Source organism: Streptomyces pseudovenezuelae, from assembly GCF_001513955.1.
Classification (GTDB): Bacteria; Actinomycetota; Actinomycetes; order Streptomycetales; family Streptomycetaceae; genus Streptomyces; species Streptomyces pseudovenezuelae.
On record NZ_KQ948149.1, the window covers coordinates 619,752 to 635,610 of the forward strand.

At 73.8% G+C, this 15,859-nt stretch carries 13 protein-coding genes; 10 read left to right on the forward strand and 3 right to left on the reverse strand.

Translation table 11 applies throughout. The annotated features are described in order from the left end of the window. The first annotated feature begins 1 nt into the window (after position 1). Entirely contained in the window at positions 2-1,117 is a 1,116-nt protein-coding gene (alc, locus tag AQI94_RS27025) for an allantoicase (protein ID WP_037941627.1), read from the forward strand. An 85-nt stretch (positions 1,118-1,202) separates the two neighbouring features. Here the strand turns inward: alc and AQI94_RS27030 are convergent, their stop codons facing one another. Beyond that, on the reverse strand, positions 1,203-1,958 hold the full coding sequence (locus AQI94_RS27030) for an SDR family NAD(P)-dependent oxidoreductase (RefSeq protein WP_031040121.1): 756 nt from the start codon (positions 1,956-1,958) through the stop codon (positions 1,203-1,205). Between the two features lie 202 nt (positions 1,959-2,160). Here AQI94_RS27030 and AQI94_RS27035 point away from each other — a divergent pair, with 202 nt between their 5' ends. Next, a complete protein-coding gene (locus AQI94_RS27035) occupies positions 2,161-2,550 on the forward strand; it encodes a ribonuclease domain-containing protein (protein WP_031040124.1) in 390 nt (129 codons plus the stop codon). A 43-nt stretch (positions 2,551-2,593) separates the two neighbouring features. Here the strand turns inward: AQI94_RS27035 and AQI94_RS27040 are convergent, their stop codons facing one another. After that, positions 2,594-2,794 (reverse strand): hypothetical protein, encoded by a 201-nt coding sequence (locus tag AQI94_RS27040; protein WP_031040125.1) that lies wholly within the window; start codon positions 2,792-2,794, stop codon positions 2,594-2,596. 170 nt (positions 2,795-2,964) lie between these two features. Here AQI94_RS27040 and AQI94_RS27045 point away from each other — a divergent pair, with 170 nt between their 5' ends. The 3 genes from AQI94_RS27045 to AQI94_RS27055 all read left to right on the forward strand — a co-directional run bounded on the left by AQI94_RS27045 (position 2,965) and on the right by AQI94_RS27055 (position 6,255). Next, a complete protein-coding gene (locus tag AQI94_RS27045; protein ID WP_037941625.1) occupies positions 2,965-4,224 on the forward strand; it encodes a sensor histidine kinase in 1,260 nt (419 codons plus the stop codon). 82 nt (positions 4,225-4,306) lie between these two features. Continuing rightward, positions 4,307-4,993 carry a response regulator transcription factor gene (locus tag AQI94_RS27050; RefSeq protein ID WP_208611857.1) on the forward strand — a complete coding sequence of 229 codons (687 nt, stop codon included), beginning with the start codon at positions 4,307-4,309 and terminating at the stop codon, positions 4,991-4,993. Between the two features lie 59 nt (positions 4,994-5,052). Beyond that, positions 5,053-6,255 carry a cytochrome P450 family protein gene (locus AQI94_RS27055; RefSeq protein ID WP_031051886.1) on the forward strand — a complete coding sequence of 401 codons (1,203 nt, stop codon included), beginning with the start codon at positions 5,053-5,055 and terminating at the stop codon, positions 6,253-6,255. Positions 6,256-6,316: 61 nt separating this feature from the next. Here AQI94_RS27055 and AQI94_RS27060 read toward each other — a convergent pair whose 3' ends face one another. Then, positions 6,317-7,339: a Gfo/Idh/MocA family protein gene (locus AQI94_RS27060; protein WP_031051883.1), complete on the reverse strand. Its 1,023-nt coding sequence runs from the start codon at positions 7,337-7,339 to the stop codon at positions 6,317-6,319. A gap of 130 nt (positions 7,340-7,469) precedes the next feature. On the opposite strand from AQI94_RS27060, the gene AQI94_RS27065 reads away from it, so the two are divergent. The 5 genes from AQI94_RS27065 (at position 7,470) to AQI94_RS43130 (ending at position 15,767) form a co-directional block, all read left to right on the forward strand. Further along, positions 7,470-8,207 (forward strand): GntR family transcriptional regulator, encoded by a 738-nt coding sequence (locus AQI94_RS27065; RefSeq protein ID WP_107064297.1) that lies wholly within the window; start codon positions 7,470-7,472, stop codon positions 8,205-8,207. 143 nt (positions 8,208-8,350) lie between these two features. Further along, entirely contained in the window at positions 8,351-9,499 is a 1,149-nt protein-coding gene (locus AQI94_RS27070) for an ROK family glucokinase (RefSeq protein WP_031051879.1), read from the forward strand. Then, positions 9,496-10,080, forward strand: a complete 585-nt coding sequence (locus AQI94_RS27075; RefSeq protein WP_031051877.1) for a hypothetical protein — start codon at positions 9,496-9,498, stop codon at positions 10,078-10,080. Before AQI94_RS27070 ends, AQI94_RS27075 begins: the two co-directional genes overlap by 4 nt. Before the next feature lie 111 nt (positions 10,081-10,191). Further along, the gene (locus AQI94_RS27080) at positions 10,192-13,071 is read left to right on the forward strand and encodes a DEAD/DEAH box helicase (protein ID WP_062229970.1); all 2,880 of its coding nucleotides are present in this window, start codon (positions 10,192-10,194) and stop codon (positions 13,069-13,071) included. 647 nt (positions 13,072-13,718) lie between these two features. After that, complete coding sequence (locus AQI94_RS43130) at positions 13,719-15,767, forward strand: SWIM zinc finger family protein (protein WP_079062566.1); 2,049 nt, start codon at positions 13,719-13,721, stop codon at positions 15,765-15,767. Positions 15,768-15,859: the final 92 nt, after the last annotated feature.

Below are 15,859 nucleotides of genomic sequence, written 5' to 3' on the forward strand. Positions count from 1 at the left end.
CGTGACGGCGATTCCCAGCTTCACCGGCGACGCGAACCCGTACGGCGGCGGTGACCCCTACGCGGACTACCGCACCGCAGACTTCCCCTTCACCCAGTACGCCGACCTCGCCGCGCGGACCCTCGGCGCCGCGGTCATCGCCGCCAACGACGAGTTCTTCGCCCAGCGGGAGAACCTGCTGCTTCCCGGGCGGGCCGAGTTCGACCCCGAGCACTTCGGGCACAAGGGCAAGATCATGGACGGCTGGGAGACGCGCCGCCGCCGGGGCGCATCGGCCGAGCACCCCTGGCCGACGGCCGAGGACCACGACTGGGCGCTGGTGCGCCTCGGCGCACCCGGCGTGGTCCGGGGGATCGTGGTCGACACGGCGCACTTCCGTGGGAACTACCCGCAGGCGGTGTCGGTCGAAGGCACGTCCGTGGCGGGCTCCCCGTCCCCGGAGGAACTGCTGGGCGACGACGTGAAGTGGACGACGCTCGTCCCGCGGACACCGGTCGGCGGCCACGCGGCGAACGGCTTCTCCGTGTCCCTGGAACAGTGCTTCACCCACCTGCGGGTCAACCAGCACCCCGACGGCGGCATCGCCCGCCTGCGCGTGTACGGCGAGGTCGTCCCGGACCCGGCGTGGCTTGAGGTCCTCGGCGCCTTCGACGTGGTCGCCCTGGAGAACGGCGGCCGCGCGGAGGACGCGTCGAACCTCTTCTACTCGCCCGCGTCGAACACCATCCAGCCGGGCCGCTCCCGCAAGATGGACGACGGCTGGGAGACCCGGCGCCGCCGCGATCAGGGGAACGACTGGATCCGCTACCGGCTGGTGGCCCAGTCCCGGATCCGGGCGATCGAGATCGACACGGCGTATCTGAAGGGCAACAGCGCGGGCTGGGCGTCGGTGTCGGTCCGGGACGGCGAGGACGGCGACTGGCGGGAGATCCTCCCGCGCACCCGTCTGCAGCCGGACACGAACCACCGATTCGTCCTGCCGGCCCCGGCGGTGGGCACGCACGCACGCGTGGACATCTTCCCGGACGGCGGCATCTCGCGCCTGCGGCTGTTCGGTTCGCTGACGGAGGCGGGTTCGGCCGCACTGTCGGCGAGGCACCAGGAACTGGGCGGCTGAGACAGGTGTCAGCCCTGTCCCAGGGAGCAACGCCCCCTGGGACAGCGCGGGCAGGACGGTGGGGGCGGGAGAAGGAGCCTCTGCCTCACGCCGTGTACCCCCCGTCCACCGAGAACTCCGCACCGGTGACGTACTCCGCGTCCGCCAGGTACGCCACCATCGACGCCACCTCCTCCGGCGTCCCGAACCGCCCCGCCGCCGTCGCCGCGGCCTGCCCCGCCGCGTGCGGCCCGTCCCCCGGATTCATGTCCGTGTCGATGGGCCCGGGATGCACGATGTTCGCCGTGATCCCCCGTGACCCCAGCTCACGCGCGAGAGCCTTGGTCAGCCCGATCAGCGCCGACTTGCTCGTCGCGTACAGGGTCCCGCCGGGGCCGGGCACCCGCTGGGTCATACAGCTGCCGATCGTGATGATCCGGCCGCCGTCCCGCATCCGGGCAGCCGCCGCCTGCGAGGCCAGGAACACCCCGCGCACGTTGACGGCCAGCACCCGGTCGACCTGAGCGAGCGACAGATCGTCCAACGGACCGAGCGCCCCCACCCCCGCGTTGTTCACGAGGACGTCCAGCCCGCCGTACACCTCCGCCGTACGCAGCACCGCCCCCGCCGCCTCCCGCGGATCCGCGGAGTCGGCCCGCAGGGCGAGGGCCCGCCGCCCCAGCGCCTCGACCCGCCGTACGACGTCCGAGGCCGCCTCCTTGCCGTCCACGTACGTCACGGCCACGTCCGCGCCCTCCCGCGCCAGCCGCACCGCCGTGGCCGCACCGATTCCCCGGCTGCCCCCGGTGACGAGCGCGACCTTGCCGTTCAGAGTTCCGTGAGTCGTTGTCATGACACCCATCCCACCGGTGCGGCCCCCGAACCGCTGGCGGTGAACGGACAAGGACCTCGCCCCTGGTGGGACGTGTGCGGCCCGGCCGCCGCCGGGGGTTCGTGAAGACCTCGGGCGGCAGGTTAACTCCCTGAAAACTCATCGGACTTGACGGGAAAAACCACGGAGTTGTCATTGACATGCCACGGTCTACGCGCGTCATCATGAAGGCATGAGATTCCCCCCACGGATCACTCGCACCGGCGCCGCTGTCGCCGTCCTGTCCGCCCTCCTCGTCGGCGGTACCGTCACCACGGCCACCCCGGCGGCCGCGGCCGTCGGCAGCATCTGCTACTCCAAGCTGCCCTCCCAGGCGTACGACACCCTGGACCTGATCGAGCAGGGCGGCCCCTACCCCTACTCGCAGGACGGGGTCGTCTTCCAGAACCGCGAAGGCGTCCTGCCGAGCCGGTCGACCGGGTACTACCACGAGTACACGGTGATCACGCCCGGCTCCTCCACGCGCGGAGCACGCCGGATCGTCACCGGTGAGAAGACCCAGGAGGACTACTACACCGCGGACCACTACGCCACCTTCAACCTGGTCAACTACGGCTGCTGACAGGGGCGCAACAGCCGGGAGAGCGCGGCGCGGTGGTCCGCGTTCAGCCTGAACCCCGGCTCTCCGCGGCGGCGAACAGCGCGAACGCCAGCACGATCAGGGCAACGCTCGCGTAGATCTCGTAGCCGTCGAGGACACCGATCCGCTGGACGAGTCCGATGTGCCAGTCGGTGAACTCGTGCAGCAGGCCCATCCCGCCCTGCACCAGGGCGAGGAAGCCGAGCAGTTCCAGCAGGTGCTTCATGGGAAGACCCTCGCCCCGCGGCCACCCCCACGAACATCGGCCGCGGGGCGATCCCCGTTCCACCGAAGCATCGGCCCCGCGCGGCCGTCCGCGACGAAAGTCTGCGGTGCCGCGACTTTCGTCGCCGATCCCGGTCATGGAGAGGTGCGCCCGGACCTCACTGCGTAGATTTGTCGACCGTGAGCGTTGACGAGACGGTTCCCGAACCCCCGGCCTTCCCCGGCCGGCGCTGGCTGCTGCCGTCCGCCGTGATCCACGAGTTCGACCCCGCCGGCGCGCGGCCCGGACGGCGGCCCCGGCGCACCGCGCGCGACTGGCTCGTCGACTTCTCCTGCTTCCTCCTGGCCGTCTTCGTCGGCCTGCTCGCGGCGGACGCCGTGGGCGACAACCCGCATGTCTCGCAGACCGCGGCCGAGCTCGACCAGCTGCTCGGCGCGCTCGCCTGCGCGGCCGTGTGGCTGCGCCGCCGCTGGCCCCTCGGCCTGGCCCTGGCCACGATCCCGCTCGGCGTGCTCTCGGACACCGCCGGCGGCGCCTGCGCGATCGCCGTCTTCACCCTCGCCGTGCACCGCCCGTTCCGGTACGTCGCCTGGGTGACCGCCGTCGACATCGCCGCGGTCCCCCTCACCTTCCGGCTGCGGCCCGACGCGGACCTGCCGTACCTCGTCTCGGTCGTCCTCTCGGTGGTCCTGATCGTCTCTGCCGTCGGCTGGGGCCTGCTCGTACGGGCCAAACGGCAGCTCATGTTCAGCCTGCGCGACCGCGCCCGGCGCGCCGAGACGGAGGCGCGGCTGCGGGCCGAGCAGGCACAGCGGCTCGCCCGCGAGGCCATCGCCCGCGAGATGCACGACGTCCTCGCGCACCGGCTGACGCTGCTCAGCGTCCACGCGGGCGCCCTGGAGTTCCGGCCGGACGCGCCCCAGGAGGAGGTCGCGCGGGCGGCCGGCGTCATCCGGGAGAGCGCGCACGAGGCGCTCCAGGACCTGCGGGAGATCATCGGCGTGCTGCGGGCCGCGGACCACGACGACATGGGCCGCCCGCAGCCGACCCTCGCCGCGCTCGACACCCTGGTCGCCGAGTCCCGTGAGGCCGGCATGAAGGTCATCCTCGACAGCCGGATCGCCGATCCCGCCGCCGTGCCCGCCTCCGTGGGCCGCACCGCCTACCGCATCGCCCAGGAGAGCCTCACCAACGCCCGCAAGCACGCCCCCGGCACGGAGGTCACGGTCACCGTCACCGGCGGCCCGGGCGAGGGCCTCTGCGTGACCGTCCGGAACCCCCCGCCCGAGGGCGAGGTGCCGCACGTCCCCGGCTCGGGCCAGGGTCTGATCGGCCTCACCGAGCGCGCCACGCTCGCCGGGGGCCGGCTGGAGCACGGCGTGGAGACGGACGGGGCGTTCGCGGTGCGGGCGTGGCTGCCGTGGGGGTGACGGCCCGGGGTGTCGGCGGTGGACCAACTCGCCCGCCCGCAAGGGTGATCGCACCCCGCCCTCGCGTGGTTACGTGGGGCCCATGACTGTGATCAGACTGCTCCTCGTCGACGACGACCCCCTGGTGCGGGCCGGTCTGTCCCTGATGATGGGCGGAGCCGAGGACATCGAGATCGTCGGAGAGGCGGCGGACGGCACCGAGGTCGAGGCCGCCGTCGACCGGACCCGCCCGGACGTCGTCCTCATGGACATCAGGATGCCTGCGGTGGACGGCCTCACGGCCACCGAACGGCTGCGCGGCCTCCCCGACGCCCCGCAGGTCGTCGTCCTGACCACCTTCCACGCCGACGAGCAGGTCCTGCGCGCGCTGCGCGCGGGCGCCGCCGGATTCGTCCTCAAGGACACCCCGCCCGCCGAGATCCTCGCCGCCGTCCGCCGGGTCGCGGCCGGCGACCCCGTCCTGTCGCCGACCGTCACCCGGCAGCTGATGGCGCACGCGGCCGGCGGCGCCGGCACCCGACGGGCACGCGCGCGTGAGCGCCTCGCCGCCCTCAACGACCGTGAGCGCGAGGTCGCCGTCGCCGTCGGCCGGGGCCTGTCCAACGCCGAGATCGCCGCCGCCCTCTACATGAGCGTCGCCACCGTCAAGACGCATGTGTCCCGTGTCCTGGCCAAGCTCGATCTCAACAACCGGGTGCAGATCGCGTTGTCGGTCCACGACGCGGGACTGCTGGAGCCGACCGAGGAACCGGGGCCGGACGGGCACTAGACGCGGTCGCGGGGCGTTGACGGGACGAGCGGGGCGTCGACGGGACGAAGGGGGAGCCCATGCCCGAAGCAGTGATCGATCTGGGGGAGTACGGCGACGCGTTCCGAGCCGATCCGCACCCCGTGTACGCCCGGTTGCGCGCCCTCGGTCCCGTGCACCGGGTGCGACCGCCCGGCTCCGACGCCGACTACTCGACCTGGCTCGTCGTAGGGCGCGCGGAGGCACGCGCGGCCCTCGCCGATCCGCGACTGTCCAAGGACGGCCGCAGGATCGGCGTGGTGTTCGACGACGAGGGACTGATCGGCCGCCATCTGCTCGCCAGTGACCCGCCCGAGCACACCCGGCTGCGCGGCCTGGTGTCCCGCGCCTTCACCCTGCGCCGGGTCGAGCGGCTGCGGCCCAGGATCCAGCAGATCACCGACGACCTCCTCGACGCGATGCTGCCGCACGGCCGCGCCGACCTGGTGCAATACCTCGCCTACCCGCTGCCGATCACCGTGATCTGCGAACTCCTCGGCGTGCCCGAGATGGACCGCACCGAGTTCCGCAAGCTGTCCACCGAGGTCGTGGCTCCCACCAGCCCGGAGAGCTCGTACGACGCCGTCCGGCGCCTCGGCGTGTACCTGACGGAGCTCATCGAGGACAAGCGGTGCGCCGGACCGGGTGACGACCTGCTCGGCGACCTCATCCGCACCACCGCCGAGGACGGCGACCGGCTCTCCCCCTCGGAACTGCGCGGCATGGCCTTCCTGCTGCTGATCGCTGGCCACGAGACCACGGTCAACCTCATCACCAACTGCGTGCACGCCCTGCTCACCCACCCCGGCCAACTCGCGGCCCTGCGCGCCGACACGAGCCTGGTCGACGGCGCCGTCGAGGAGGCGCTGCGCTACGAGGGCCCGGTGGAGAACGCGACCTTCCGGTACGCCGCCGAGCCCCTGGAGATAGCGGGCCGGGCCATAGCCAAGGGCGACCCGGTGATGATCTGCCTGAGCGCGGCCGACCGCGACGACTCCCGCTACCCGGCCCCGGACCGCTTCGACATCCGCCGCGACCCCCGCGGGCACCTCGCGTTCGGCCACGGCGTCCACTACTGCCTGGGCGCCCCGCTGGCCCGCCTGGAGGCCCGCACGGCGATCAGGACCCTGCTGGAGCGTGCCCCCGTCCTGGCGCTCGACGGACCGCCGGGGGAGTGGCTGCCGGGGATGCTGATCAGAGGAGTGCGGAGCCTGCCGGTCCGGTGGCAGGGCTCGGCGGGGTGATAACAGCACGGCGGGACGGGGAGATCTCGGGGCCCGCCGTGCGCCACCGGGCGGACCGGGTTCAGAGCGCGGCCGCGCTCGTGCTGCCCGGGAGCTCCGCCAGCCGCACGGCCCTGCGCTCGCGCCGGGACAGCTCGCACGCCTCGGCGATCCTTAGCGCCTGCAATGCCTCGCGCCCGTCGCAGGGGTTCGCCCGCTCGCCCCGGACCACTTCGATGAACGCGGCCAGTTCGGCCTCGTACGCCGGTCCGAACCGCTCCAGGAACCCCGTCCACGGCTTGTCCGCCGCGGGTGGCCCGGTGGGTTCCGTGGACGCGATCGGCGTGCGGTCGTCCAGGCCCACCACGACCTGGTCCAGCTCGCCGGCGAGCTCCATGCGCACGTCGTACCCGGCGCCGTTCAGCCGCGTGGCCGTGGCCGTCGCGAGGGTCCCGTCGTCGAGGGTGAGCACCGCCGCCGCGGTGTCGACGTCCCCGGCGGCCCGGAACATCGGCGGACCGGCGTCGGACCCGGCCGCGTACACGTCGACGACCTCGTGCCCGGTCACCCAGCGCAGGATGTCGAAGTCGTGGATCAGGGTGTCCCGGTACAGCCCGCCGGACAGCGGCAGCCACTCCGCCGGCGGCGGCGCCTGGTCGGAGGTGAGCGCCCGCACGGTGTGCAGCCGTCCGAGCCGCCCCGAGCGCACGGCCTCCCGCGCGCCGGTGTAGCCCGCGTCGAAGCGGCGCTGGAAACCCATCTGGAGAATCGTCCCGGCGGTCTCCACCTCGGCGATGGCCTGCAGGGTGCCGGGCAGGTCGAGCGCGATGGGCTTCTCGCAGAACACCGGCAGGCCCGAGCGCGCCGCCCGGCCGATCAGCTCCGCGTGGGCCGAGGTCGCGGTGGTGATCACCACCGCGTCCACGCCCCACTTGAAGATCTCGTCGACGCCGGGGGCAGCGGTCTCGCCCAGCCGGTGCGCGAGCTCCTGGGCCCGTGCGCCGTCCGCGTCCGTGAGAATTAAGGAACCGACCTCCCGGTGGCGGCTGAGCGTGTTCGCATGAATGGTGCCGATGCGGCCCGTCCCTATGACCCCGATGCGCATGTGAACAAAGTGTGGTCGCGAACCCCGTGCTGTCAATGCGTATGTCCGGACAATCTGACTACACGACTTCCCGTCAACAGCCCACGGAGCTACGCTCGGGCCCGTGCCGAAACCAGGAGTGGACCCGACCGTGACGCTCGAGCTCAGTGTGGACCGCGGCAGCCCGGTGCCGTTGTACTTCCAGCTGTCCCAGCAGCTGGAGGCCGCGATCGAACACGGCACGCTCACCCCCGGCAGCCTGCTGGGCAACGAGATCGAGCTCGCCGCCCGGCTCGGCCTGTCCCGGCCCACCGTCCGCCAGGCCATCCAGTCGCTCGTCGACAAGGGCCTGCTCGTGCGCCGCCGTGGAGTCGGCACCCAGGTCGTGCACAGCCAGGTCAAGCGCCCGCTGGAGCTCAGCAGCCTCTACGACGACCTGGAGGCGGCCGGTCAGCGCCCCGCGACGAAGGTCCTCGTCAACACCGTCGTCTCCGCCACGGCCGAGATCGCCGCCGCGCTCGGCGTCGCCGAGGGCAGCGACGTGCACCAGGTCGAACGGCTGCGCCTGGCCCACGGCGAGCCGATGGCGTACCTGTGCAACTACCTCCCCCCGGCCCTCCTCGACCTGGACACCGCCCAGCTGGAGGCCACCGGCCTGTACCGGATGATGCGCGCGGCGGGCATCACCCTGCACAGCGCCCGCCAGTCCATCGGCGCGCGAGCGGCCACGTCGGAGGAGGCGGAACGCCTGGCCGAGGAGGCGGGCGCGCCCCTCCTCACCATGCAACGCGTCACCTTCGACGACACGGGCAGAGCGGTCGAATACGGCACCCACACCTATCGCCCCACTCGCTACTCATTCGAATTCCAGCTTCTGGTCCGGCCTTAGGGGCGCGGGGCTGCATCGACGTGCGGCTCCGGCGCGTGGGCGCGCTCAGCCCCCACACACCCGCATGCGGTAACGAATCGCACACCCCCCTTTGCTGCCCCGTGTTCGGCACCTCGCGTGAGCGTGCGGCAGAATCGGGGCCGATGAGCACCTACGGCAACTTCAGCGCCCCCATAGGCTCCCGCCGCGCCCCCGCCCTGCGGACCGTCGGCACGCGGGAACGCCGCTCACACCTGACCGCACCCCGCGTGCCGACAGTGGGCATCGACATCGGCGGCACCAAGGTCATGGCGGGTGTCGTCGACGCCGACGGCAACATCCTGGAGAAGGTCCGCACCGAGACCCCGGACAAGTCCAAGAGTCCCAAGGTCGTCGAGGACACCATCGTCGAACTGGTCCTGGACCTGTCCGACCGCCACGACGTGCACGCGGTCGGCATCGGCGCGGCCGGCTGGGTCGACGCCGACCGCAACCGCGTGCTGTTCGCCCCCCACCTGTCCTGGCGCAACGAGCCGCTGCGCGACCGCATCGCCGGCCGCCTCGCGGTCCCCGTCCTCGTGGACAACGACGCCAACACCGCCGCCTGGGCCGAGTGGCGCTTCGGCGCGGGCCGCGGCGAGGACCACCTCGTCATGATCACGCTCGGCACCGGCATCGGCGGCGCGATCCTGGAGGACGGCCAGGTCAAGCGCGGCAAGTACGGTGTCGCCGGCGAGTTCGGCCACATGCAGGTCGTCCCCGGCGGCCACCGCTGCCCGTGCGGCAACCGCGGCTGCTGGGAGCAGTACAGCTCAGGAAACGCGCTGGTCAGGGAGGCCAGGGAGCTGGCCGCCGCCGACTCCCCGGTGGCGTACGGGATCATCGAGCACGTCAAGGGCAACATCGCCGACATCACCGGTCCGATGATCACCGAGCTGGCCCGCGACGGCGACGCGATGTGCATCGAACTGCTCCAGGACATCGGACAGTGGCTCGGGGTCGGCATCGCGAACCTGGCGGCCGCCCTCGACCCGTCGTGCTTCGTCATCGGCGGTGGCGTCAGCGCCGCCGACGACCTGCTGATCGGCCCCGCGCGGGACGCGTTCAAGCGCCAGCTCACCGGCCGCGGCTACCGCCCCGAGGCCCGTATCGCCCGCGCCCAGCTCGGCCCCGAGGCCGGCATGGTCGGCGCCGCCGACCTCGCCCGCCTGGTCGCCCGCCGCTTCCGGCGCGCCAACCGGCGCCGGGTGGAGCGGCACGAGCGCTACGAGCGGTACGTGGAGGCCCGTCGTACGTCCCGGGACACCGCATGACGGCCTCCCTGCCGCGCCAGGCCTCGGCGCCCCCGGACGAACCGGGGCGTCCCGCCGAGGACCGCCGGCACCGGAACCGCCGCAGGGCGATCACGCTGCTCATCATCGGCCTGCTCATCGGCGTCCCGGCCGGCTATCTGGTGATCTCCGCCAACCAGAGCCGCGACAGCGGCAAGGACAAGGAGGCGAAGTACTCGGCGACGGGCCTCACGCCCGACTGGCCGTCCAAGGTCCAGCGCCGCCTCTACCAGGTACCCGTGCCGCACCCCGCCGACCTGGTCGCCTCCTACGAGACCAACAACTGGAAGACCAGCCGCCTCTACGTCCAGTTCCGGACCACCGACGCGGGCCTCGCCGCCTTCCTCACCGGCATGGGCGTCAGCCGCGCCGAGCTGAAGAAGGGCGAGATCTCCATCAGCGAGCGCGACCAGAAGATCAGCGGCTGGAAGTTCGACGGCCCGCGCTCCTGGTGGGGCCTGACCCACGCGCAGAAGGATCCGGCGCCCACCCAGGACGTCATGGTCAACCTGACCGTCCCGAACGCCCCGAAGGTGTACGTCGTCTCGCGCACGGTTCCCTGACCCGGACCGTCGGACGAACGGCCCGGGCCGGTCGCCGGAGCCGATTGTCAGACCCCGCCCGTAGAGTCGAAGACGACTGATCCGGCATGCGGGCGGGAGGTGACAGGACGTATGGGCGACAGGGCCGTGGTGGCCGAGCGCGGGGCCGAGCACCGCGGCGAGCGGCAGGGGGCGGCCGTCCCCGTCCGGCTCGCCGCCGTCTTCCTGCCCGCGCCCCTTCCCCGCGAGGGCCGGATCGCGTTCTGGGACCCCGAGGGCGCACCCCTGCCGCCCGAGAGCCCCGACGCCGACGCCACGGGCCCCGAGCACACCGAGCTCACCGTCGTACGACCGCACGGAGCCGGCATCCGGCGCCGCACCACCCCGGCCCTCTCGCTCCCGGTCGCCGAGGCCCTGCCGCTGCTCGTCCGGGCCCGGCGCGACCCCGCCGCCCATCCCGCCACCGCCTGCTGGGGCGCGGCCGCCCTGCACGCGCTGCGGCTCACCGCCCGCGGCCGCCTGCTGCCCGGCCTCACCGCCACCGGCCACGACGCCTGGCGCGCCGGGCCCCTGGACCCCGACGACATCGCCCACCTGCGCGCGGTCGCCGCCGCCCTGCCCCACGAGGGCCACGCGGTCCCGCTGCCCGGCCCCGGCCCGCTCCGGCTGCCGGAACCGGAAGCCCTGATGCGTTCCTTCCTGGACGCGGTCGCCGACACCCTGCCCCGCACCCCCGCGGCCCCCCACGCCTCCGGCAAGCCCTTCGCCGCCCGGGCACCGCAGCGGCTGCCGCACGCGCGGGACTGGGCCGCCGAGGTCGCCGCCGGCATGGACGCGGGCGTGCGGATCTCGCTCCGCCTGGACCTGTCGGCGTATCACCTGTTCAACGCCGAGGCGGACGGCGTGCGCAGTGCGGGCGCCGCGATCGTCCAGGTGCACAGCCTCGCCGACCCCACCCTGGTGACCGACGCGGCGGCCCTGTGGGCGGGGGACGCCGACGCCGTCTTCGGGCCACGCGCCCGCGTGGACGCGGCCCTCGCCGTGCGGCGAGCCGCACGCGTCTGGCCGCCCCTGGACCGGCTCTCCGAGCAGGACGCACCCGACGTACTGGCCCTGTCCGACGAGGAGTTGGGTGACCTGCTCGGCGTGGCCGCGACCCGGCTCGCGGCGGCCGGGGTGGCCGTGCACTGGCCGCGGGACCTGGCCCAGGACCTCACCGCGGCAGCGGTCGTACGTCCCGCGCCGGGCTCGGCGACCGACGGCACCGGATTCTTCGAGAGCGAGGAACTCCTCCAGTTCCGCTGGCAGTTGGCGATCGGCGGCGACCCGCTCAGCGAGGCCGAGATGGACGCGCTGGCCGAGGCCCACCGCCCGGTCGTCCGCCTGAGGGACCAGTGGGTGCTGGTCGACCCCGCCCTCGTCCGCAAGGCCCGCAAGCGCGAACTGGGCCTGCTCGACCCGGTCGACGCGCTCTCCGTGGCCCTCACCGGCACCGCGGAGGTCGACGGCGAGACGGTGGAAGCGGTGCCGGTCGGCGCGCTCGCCGCCCTGCGCGACCGCCTGACCACCGGGGTGCACCCCGCCGAACCGCCCCCGGGCCTGCACGCCACCCTCCGCGACTACCAACTCCGGGGCCTGGCCTGGCTGGACCTCATGACCTCCCTCGGCCTCGGCGGCTGTCTCGCCGACGACATGGGACTCGGCAAGACGATCACCCTCATCGCCCTGCACCTGCGCCGGGCGCGCCGCGAACCGACCCTTGTCGTCTGCCCCGCCTCGCTCCTGGGCAACTGGCAGCGGGAGATCACCCGGTTCGCGCCGGGCGTCCCCGTCCGCCGCTTCCACGGCACCGAGCGCAGCCTGGACGGCCTCGACGGCGGCTTCGTCCTCACCACGTACGGCACCATGCGGGCGGCGGCGGCGAGGCTGGCCGAGCAGCGCTGGGGCATGGTCGTGGCGGACGAGGCCCAGCATGTGAAGAACCCGTACTCGGCCACCGCGAAGGCCCTGCGCACCATCCCGTCGCCCGCGCGCGTGGCGTTGACCGGCACCCCCGTCGAGAACAACCTCTCGGAGCTGTGGGCCCTGCTCGACTGGACCACCCCCGGACTCCTCGGCCCGCTCAAGTCCTTCCGCGCCCGGCACGCGCGCGCGGTGGAGAACGGCGAGGACGAGGAGGCGGTGACCAGGCTGGCCCGCCTGGTCCGGCCGTTCCTGCTGCGCCGCAAGAAGTCCGACCCCGGGATCGTCCCCGAGCTGCCGCCCAAGACCGAGACCGACCACCCCGTCCCGCTCACCCGCGAGCAGGCATCCCTGTACGAGGCGGTGGTGCGCGAGTCGCTGCTGGCGATCGAGACGGCGCAGGGCATCGCGCGCAGGGGCCTGGTGCTGAAGCTGCTGGGCGCGCTGAAGCAGATCTGCGACCACCCCGCGCTGTACCTGAAGGAGGAGGTCCCGCCGACCGCCGGCGAGCGCTTGGTCGCCCGCTCCGGCAAACTGGCCCTGCTGGACGAGCTGTTGGACACCCTGCTCGCGGAGGACGGCTCGGCCCTCGTCTTCACCCAGTACGTGGGAATGGCCCGCCTGATCACCGCCCACCTCGCCGCCCGCGCCGTCCCGGTGGACCTGCTGCACGGCGGGACGCCGGTGCCGGAGCGCGAGCGCATGGTGGACCGCTTCCAGAGCGGCGCGGTCCCGGTGCTCGTCCTGTCGTTGAAGGCGGCGGGTACCGGGCTCAACCTCACCCGTGCCGGTCATGTCGTCCACTTCGACCGCTGGTGGAACCCGGCCGTCGAGGAGCAGGCAACCGACCGTGCCTACCGCATCGGCCAGACCCAGCCCGTCCAGGTCCACCGGCTCATCACCGAGGGCACCGTGGAGGACCGCATCGCCGAGATGCTCGAATCCAAGCGCGCCCTCGCCGACGCGATCCTCGGCTCCGGCGAGTCCGCCCTCACGGAACTCACCGACCGCGAACTGACCGACCTGGTCTCCCTCCGGAGGCCCTCATGACCCCGGGCCCCGCCGACGAGGCCCGCCGGGCCCTGCGGGCGGCACGGGAGCGGGCGGCCAGGGAGACGACGGCGGGCCCGGACGGGGGGCCGGACACCGGGACGAGCGACGGGGAAGCGCTGGGGGCACGCTCCGCGGCGTCGGGTGCGGGGAGCTTTGCGGCTGAGGCTGAGGGCGAGGGTGCCTCGGCGGTGGCGGAGGCCGGCGCCTCGACGGAGTCCGATGCGGGGAGCTCCGCGGCTGAGGGGACGGGGCACAAGGCAGGCCGTGCGGCTGAGGGGGCAGGTGACTCGGCTGCGGCGACGGGTGCGGGTGCGGGTGCGGGGGCCGGCCAGGGGCGCGTGCAGGGTGCGGAGAGCGGCGCGGTTGCGGGGCTCGGGAGTTCTGCGTCGACGGGGTCGGGCCACGGTCGGGTGTGTGGGGCGGAGTTCCGTGCGGCTGAGGAGGTCGGTGACCCGTCGGTGCAGGGGACGGGGCACGACGAGGCGCAGGCTTCGGAGAGTCGTACAGCCGCGGGAAGCGGGAGCTACGCGGCGCACGGAACGGCGCAGGGCGCAGAGGGCGTTGACGTCGAGGGGAGCGGGAGCCTCGCGGGCCGGGAGGAGACCGGCTCTGCGGCGCAGGGTGCGCAGCGTGCGGCTTACCCGGTGCCCGCGGACACCGACGTGCCGGGTACCGAGGACGGGCAGGACAGCGAGGGCACCGTGACCGACCCCGCCCCGGCCGAGCCCCGGCCAGGTGACGCGGCTCGCGCGGCCCTGCGGGAAGCCGTCGCGGCTCGGCGTGCTGCCTCCGCCCAGCCCGCGGACGCCCCGCAGCCTCAAGCATCTGGACCGGAAGCCGCTGCGGATCGGCGTGCTGCGTCCACCCACCCCGCCGCCGACCCCACGCAGCCCCACGCACCCCGACCGGAAGCCGTCGAGGTCCGGCACGACTTGAGCGGGGAGTCCGACGCGGCCGACGCCCCCGCGGCCTCCGTCGAGTCCCCCGGCAATGAAACGGCTCGCCCGGCCGAGACAGCTCCGTCGACGGCGGGCGCCCGCGATGCCGCGCCCGCGGAGCACCCCGGCGCCCGCCCCGCTGACGCGGCACGCGAAGCGCTGCGCGCGGCACGCAAGAGGCGGGCGGATGCCGAGGCGGCTGAAGCCGAGGCCGGTCTCGCCCGTCGGCCGCGCAGGACCACCCCGACCGCGCCCCGGGACCGGAGTCGTACGCCGGGTCCAGCCGCCGGCGTCCGGGCGCGTGACGTACGGGAGTTGCTGGCCGACGCCTTCCGCATGCCCGACGACCTGCTGGAGCCGGGAGAGGAGCACGAGAACGAGGGCGTAGAGAGGAGAGGGGCGGAGGAGCCTCAGGGAAGCAAGGACCTTACGCAGCAAGGCAGTTCGCTTCCCGACGCCTCCACCCCGTCCTCACCCCGACACCCCCACTCCATGGCCGCCCCCAACCGGGACAACGACCTGCGTCGCACCTTCCCCGCCTTCCCGCCCCACGCTTCCGAGGACGCCCGGTTCGCCGCCACCTGGTGGGGCAACGCCTGGGTCACCGCCTTGGAGGAGGGCGCGCTGGACGCCAAGCGGCTGGCGCGGGGCCGTGGTTACGCCGAGCAGGGGAATGTGGACGCGATCACCGTGACGCCCGGGCTCGTGCTCGCCTATGTGCAGGGAAGCCGTGCCCGGCCGTACCGCGTCCAGGTGCGGTTGCGGACGCTGGGCGACGCGGACTGGGACCGGTTCCTGGACCGTGCCGCCGACCGCACCGGACACATCGCCGCACTGCTCGACAGGGAGATGCCCGAGGCGCTGGCCGAGTGCGGAGTGCCGTTGCTGCCCGGCCCCGGCGATCTCGAACCGCAGTGCAGCTGCCCCGACCGCGGTCACCCCTGCAAGCACGCCGCCGCCCTCTGCTACCAGACGGCACGTCTGCTCGACGCCGACCCCTTCGTCCTGCTCCTGCTGCGCGGCCGGGGCGAACGCGAGCTGCTCGACGCCCTGTCCCGGCTGAGCGCCACCCGCGCGGCCCGTGCCGCCCAGGGACAGGAACCGGCGCCGCTGCCCGGCGTACGGGCCGGCGAAGCGCTCGCTCCCCGCCGACTGCCTCCGCTTCCGGCCCCGTTGCCCGTCCCTGCGCACCCGGAGCAGCCTCCGGCCTATCCCGCGTCGCCGGGCGGCCCCGACCCCTTCGCCCTGGACCAGCTGGCCACCGACGCCGCCGCCCGCGCCCACGCCCTGCTCGCCACCGGCCGCGACCCGGTCGGCGAACTCACCCTCTGGCAGGACGCGGTCCGCCTCGCCGCCGCCCGCCCCGGCTCCGGCCTCACCGCCGGCACCCGCGCCCTCTACGCCTCCCTCGCCGCGGCCACCGACCGCACCCCGGGCGACCTGGCCCGCGCGGTCGCCGCCTGGAGACAGGGCGGGCTCGAAGGACTGGCCGTGCTGGAAGAACCCTGGGACCCGCCGGCCGGCCGCTTCGACCGTGCCCGCCCCCTCCTCCTCGCCGCGGACCTCCCCGCCTTCCGCCCCTGGCACAACCACCTGACCCACCCCCGCGGCCATCTCCAGCTCCGCCTCGGCCGCGACGGCCTGTGGTACGCCTACGAGTCCGAACCGGGCCACGACGACTGGTGGCCCCGCGGCACGCCCGACCTGGACCCGGTCGGCGCCCTCACGGGCCTCGGCACACCGGCCGATCTCTGACCCGACCGGCCCGTCCGCCCGCCCCCCGGCCCGGCGCGGAACCCCGTGAAGGCCATGTGAGAGTTCGCCGGTGATGTTCGGGAGCCAGGTGT

What these genes read in the sequence shown, in the direction of transcription:
- AQI94_RS27030 (WP_031040121.1), bottom strand. Translation starts at nt 1,958, where the DNA reads ATGGGTGTCATGACAACGACTCACGGAACTCTGAACGGCAAGGTCGCG.
- AQI94_RS27035 (WP_031040124.1), top strand. Translation starts at nt 2,161, where the DNA reads ATGAGATTCCCCCCACGGATCACTCGCACCGGCGCCGCTGTCGCCGTC.
- AQI94_RS27040 (WP_031040125.1), bottom strand. Translation starts at nt 2,794, where the DNA reads ATGAAGCACCTGCTGGAACTGCTCGGCTTCCTCGCCCTGGTGCAGGGC.
- AQI94_RS27050 (WP_208611857.1), top strand. Translation starts at nt 4,307, where the DNA reads ATGACTGTGATCAGACTGCTCCTCGTCGACGACGACCCCCTGGTGCGG.
- AQI94_RS27055 (WP_031051886.1), top strand. Translation starts at nt 5,053, where the DNA reads ATGCCCGAAGCAGTGATCGATCTGGGGGAGTACGGCGACGCGTTCCGA.
- AQI94_RS27060 (WP_031051883.1), bottom strand. Translation starts at nt 7,339, where the DNA reads ATGCGCATCGGGGTCATAGGGACGGGCCGCATCGGCACCATTCATGCG.
- AQI94_RS27070 (WP_031051879.1), top strand. Translation starts at nt 8,351, where the DNA reads ATGAGCACCTACGGCAACTTCAGCGCCCCCATAGGCTCCCGCCGCGCC.
- AQI94_RS27075 (WP_031051877.1), top strand. Translation starts at nt 9,496, where the DNA reads ATGACGGCCTCCCTGCCGCGCCAGGCCTCGGCGCCCCCGGACGAACCG.
- AQI94_RS27080 (WP_062229970.1), top strand. Translation starts at nt 10,192, where the DNA reads ATGGGCGACAGGGCCGTGGTGGCCGAGCGCGGGGCCGAGCACCGCGGC.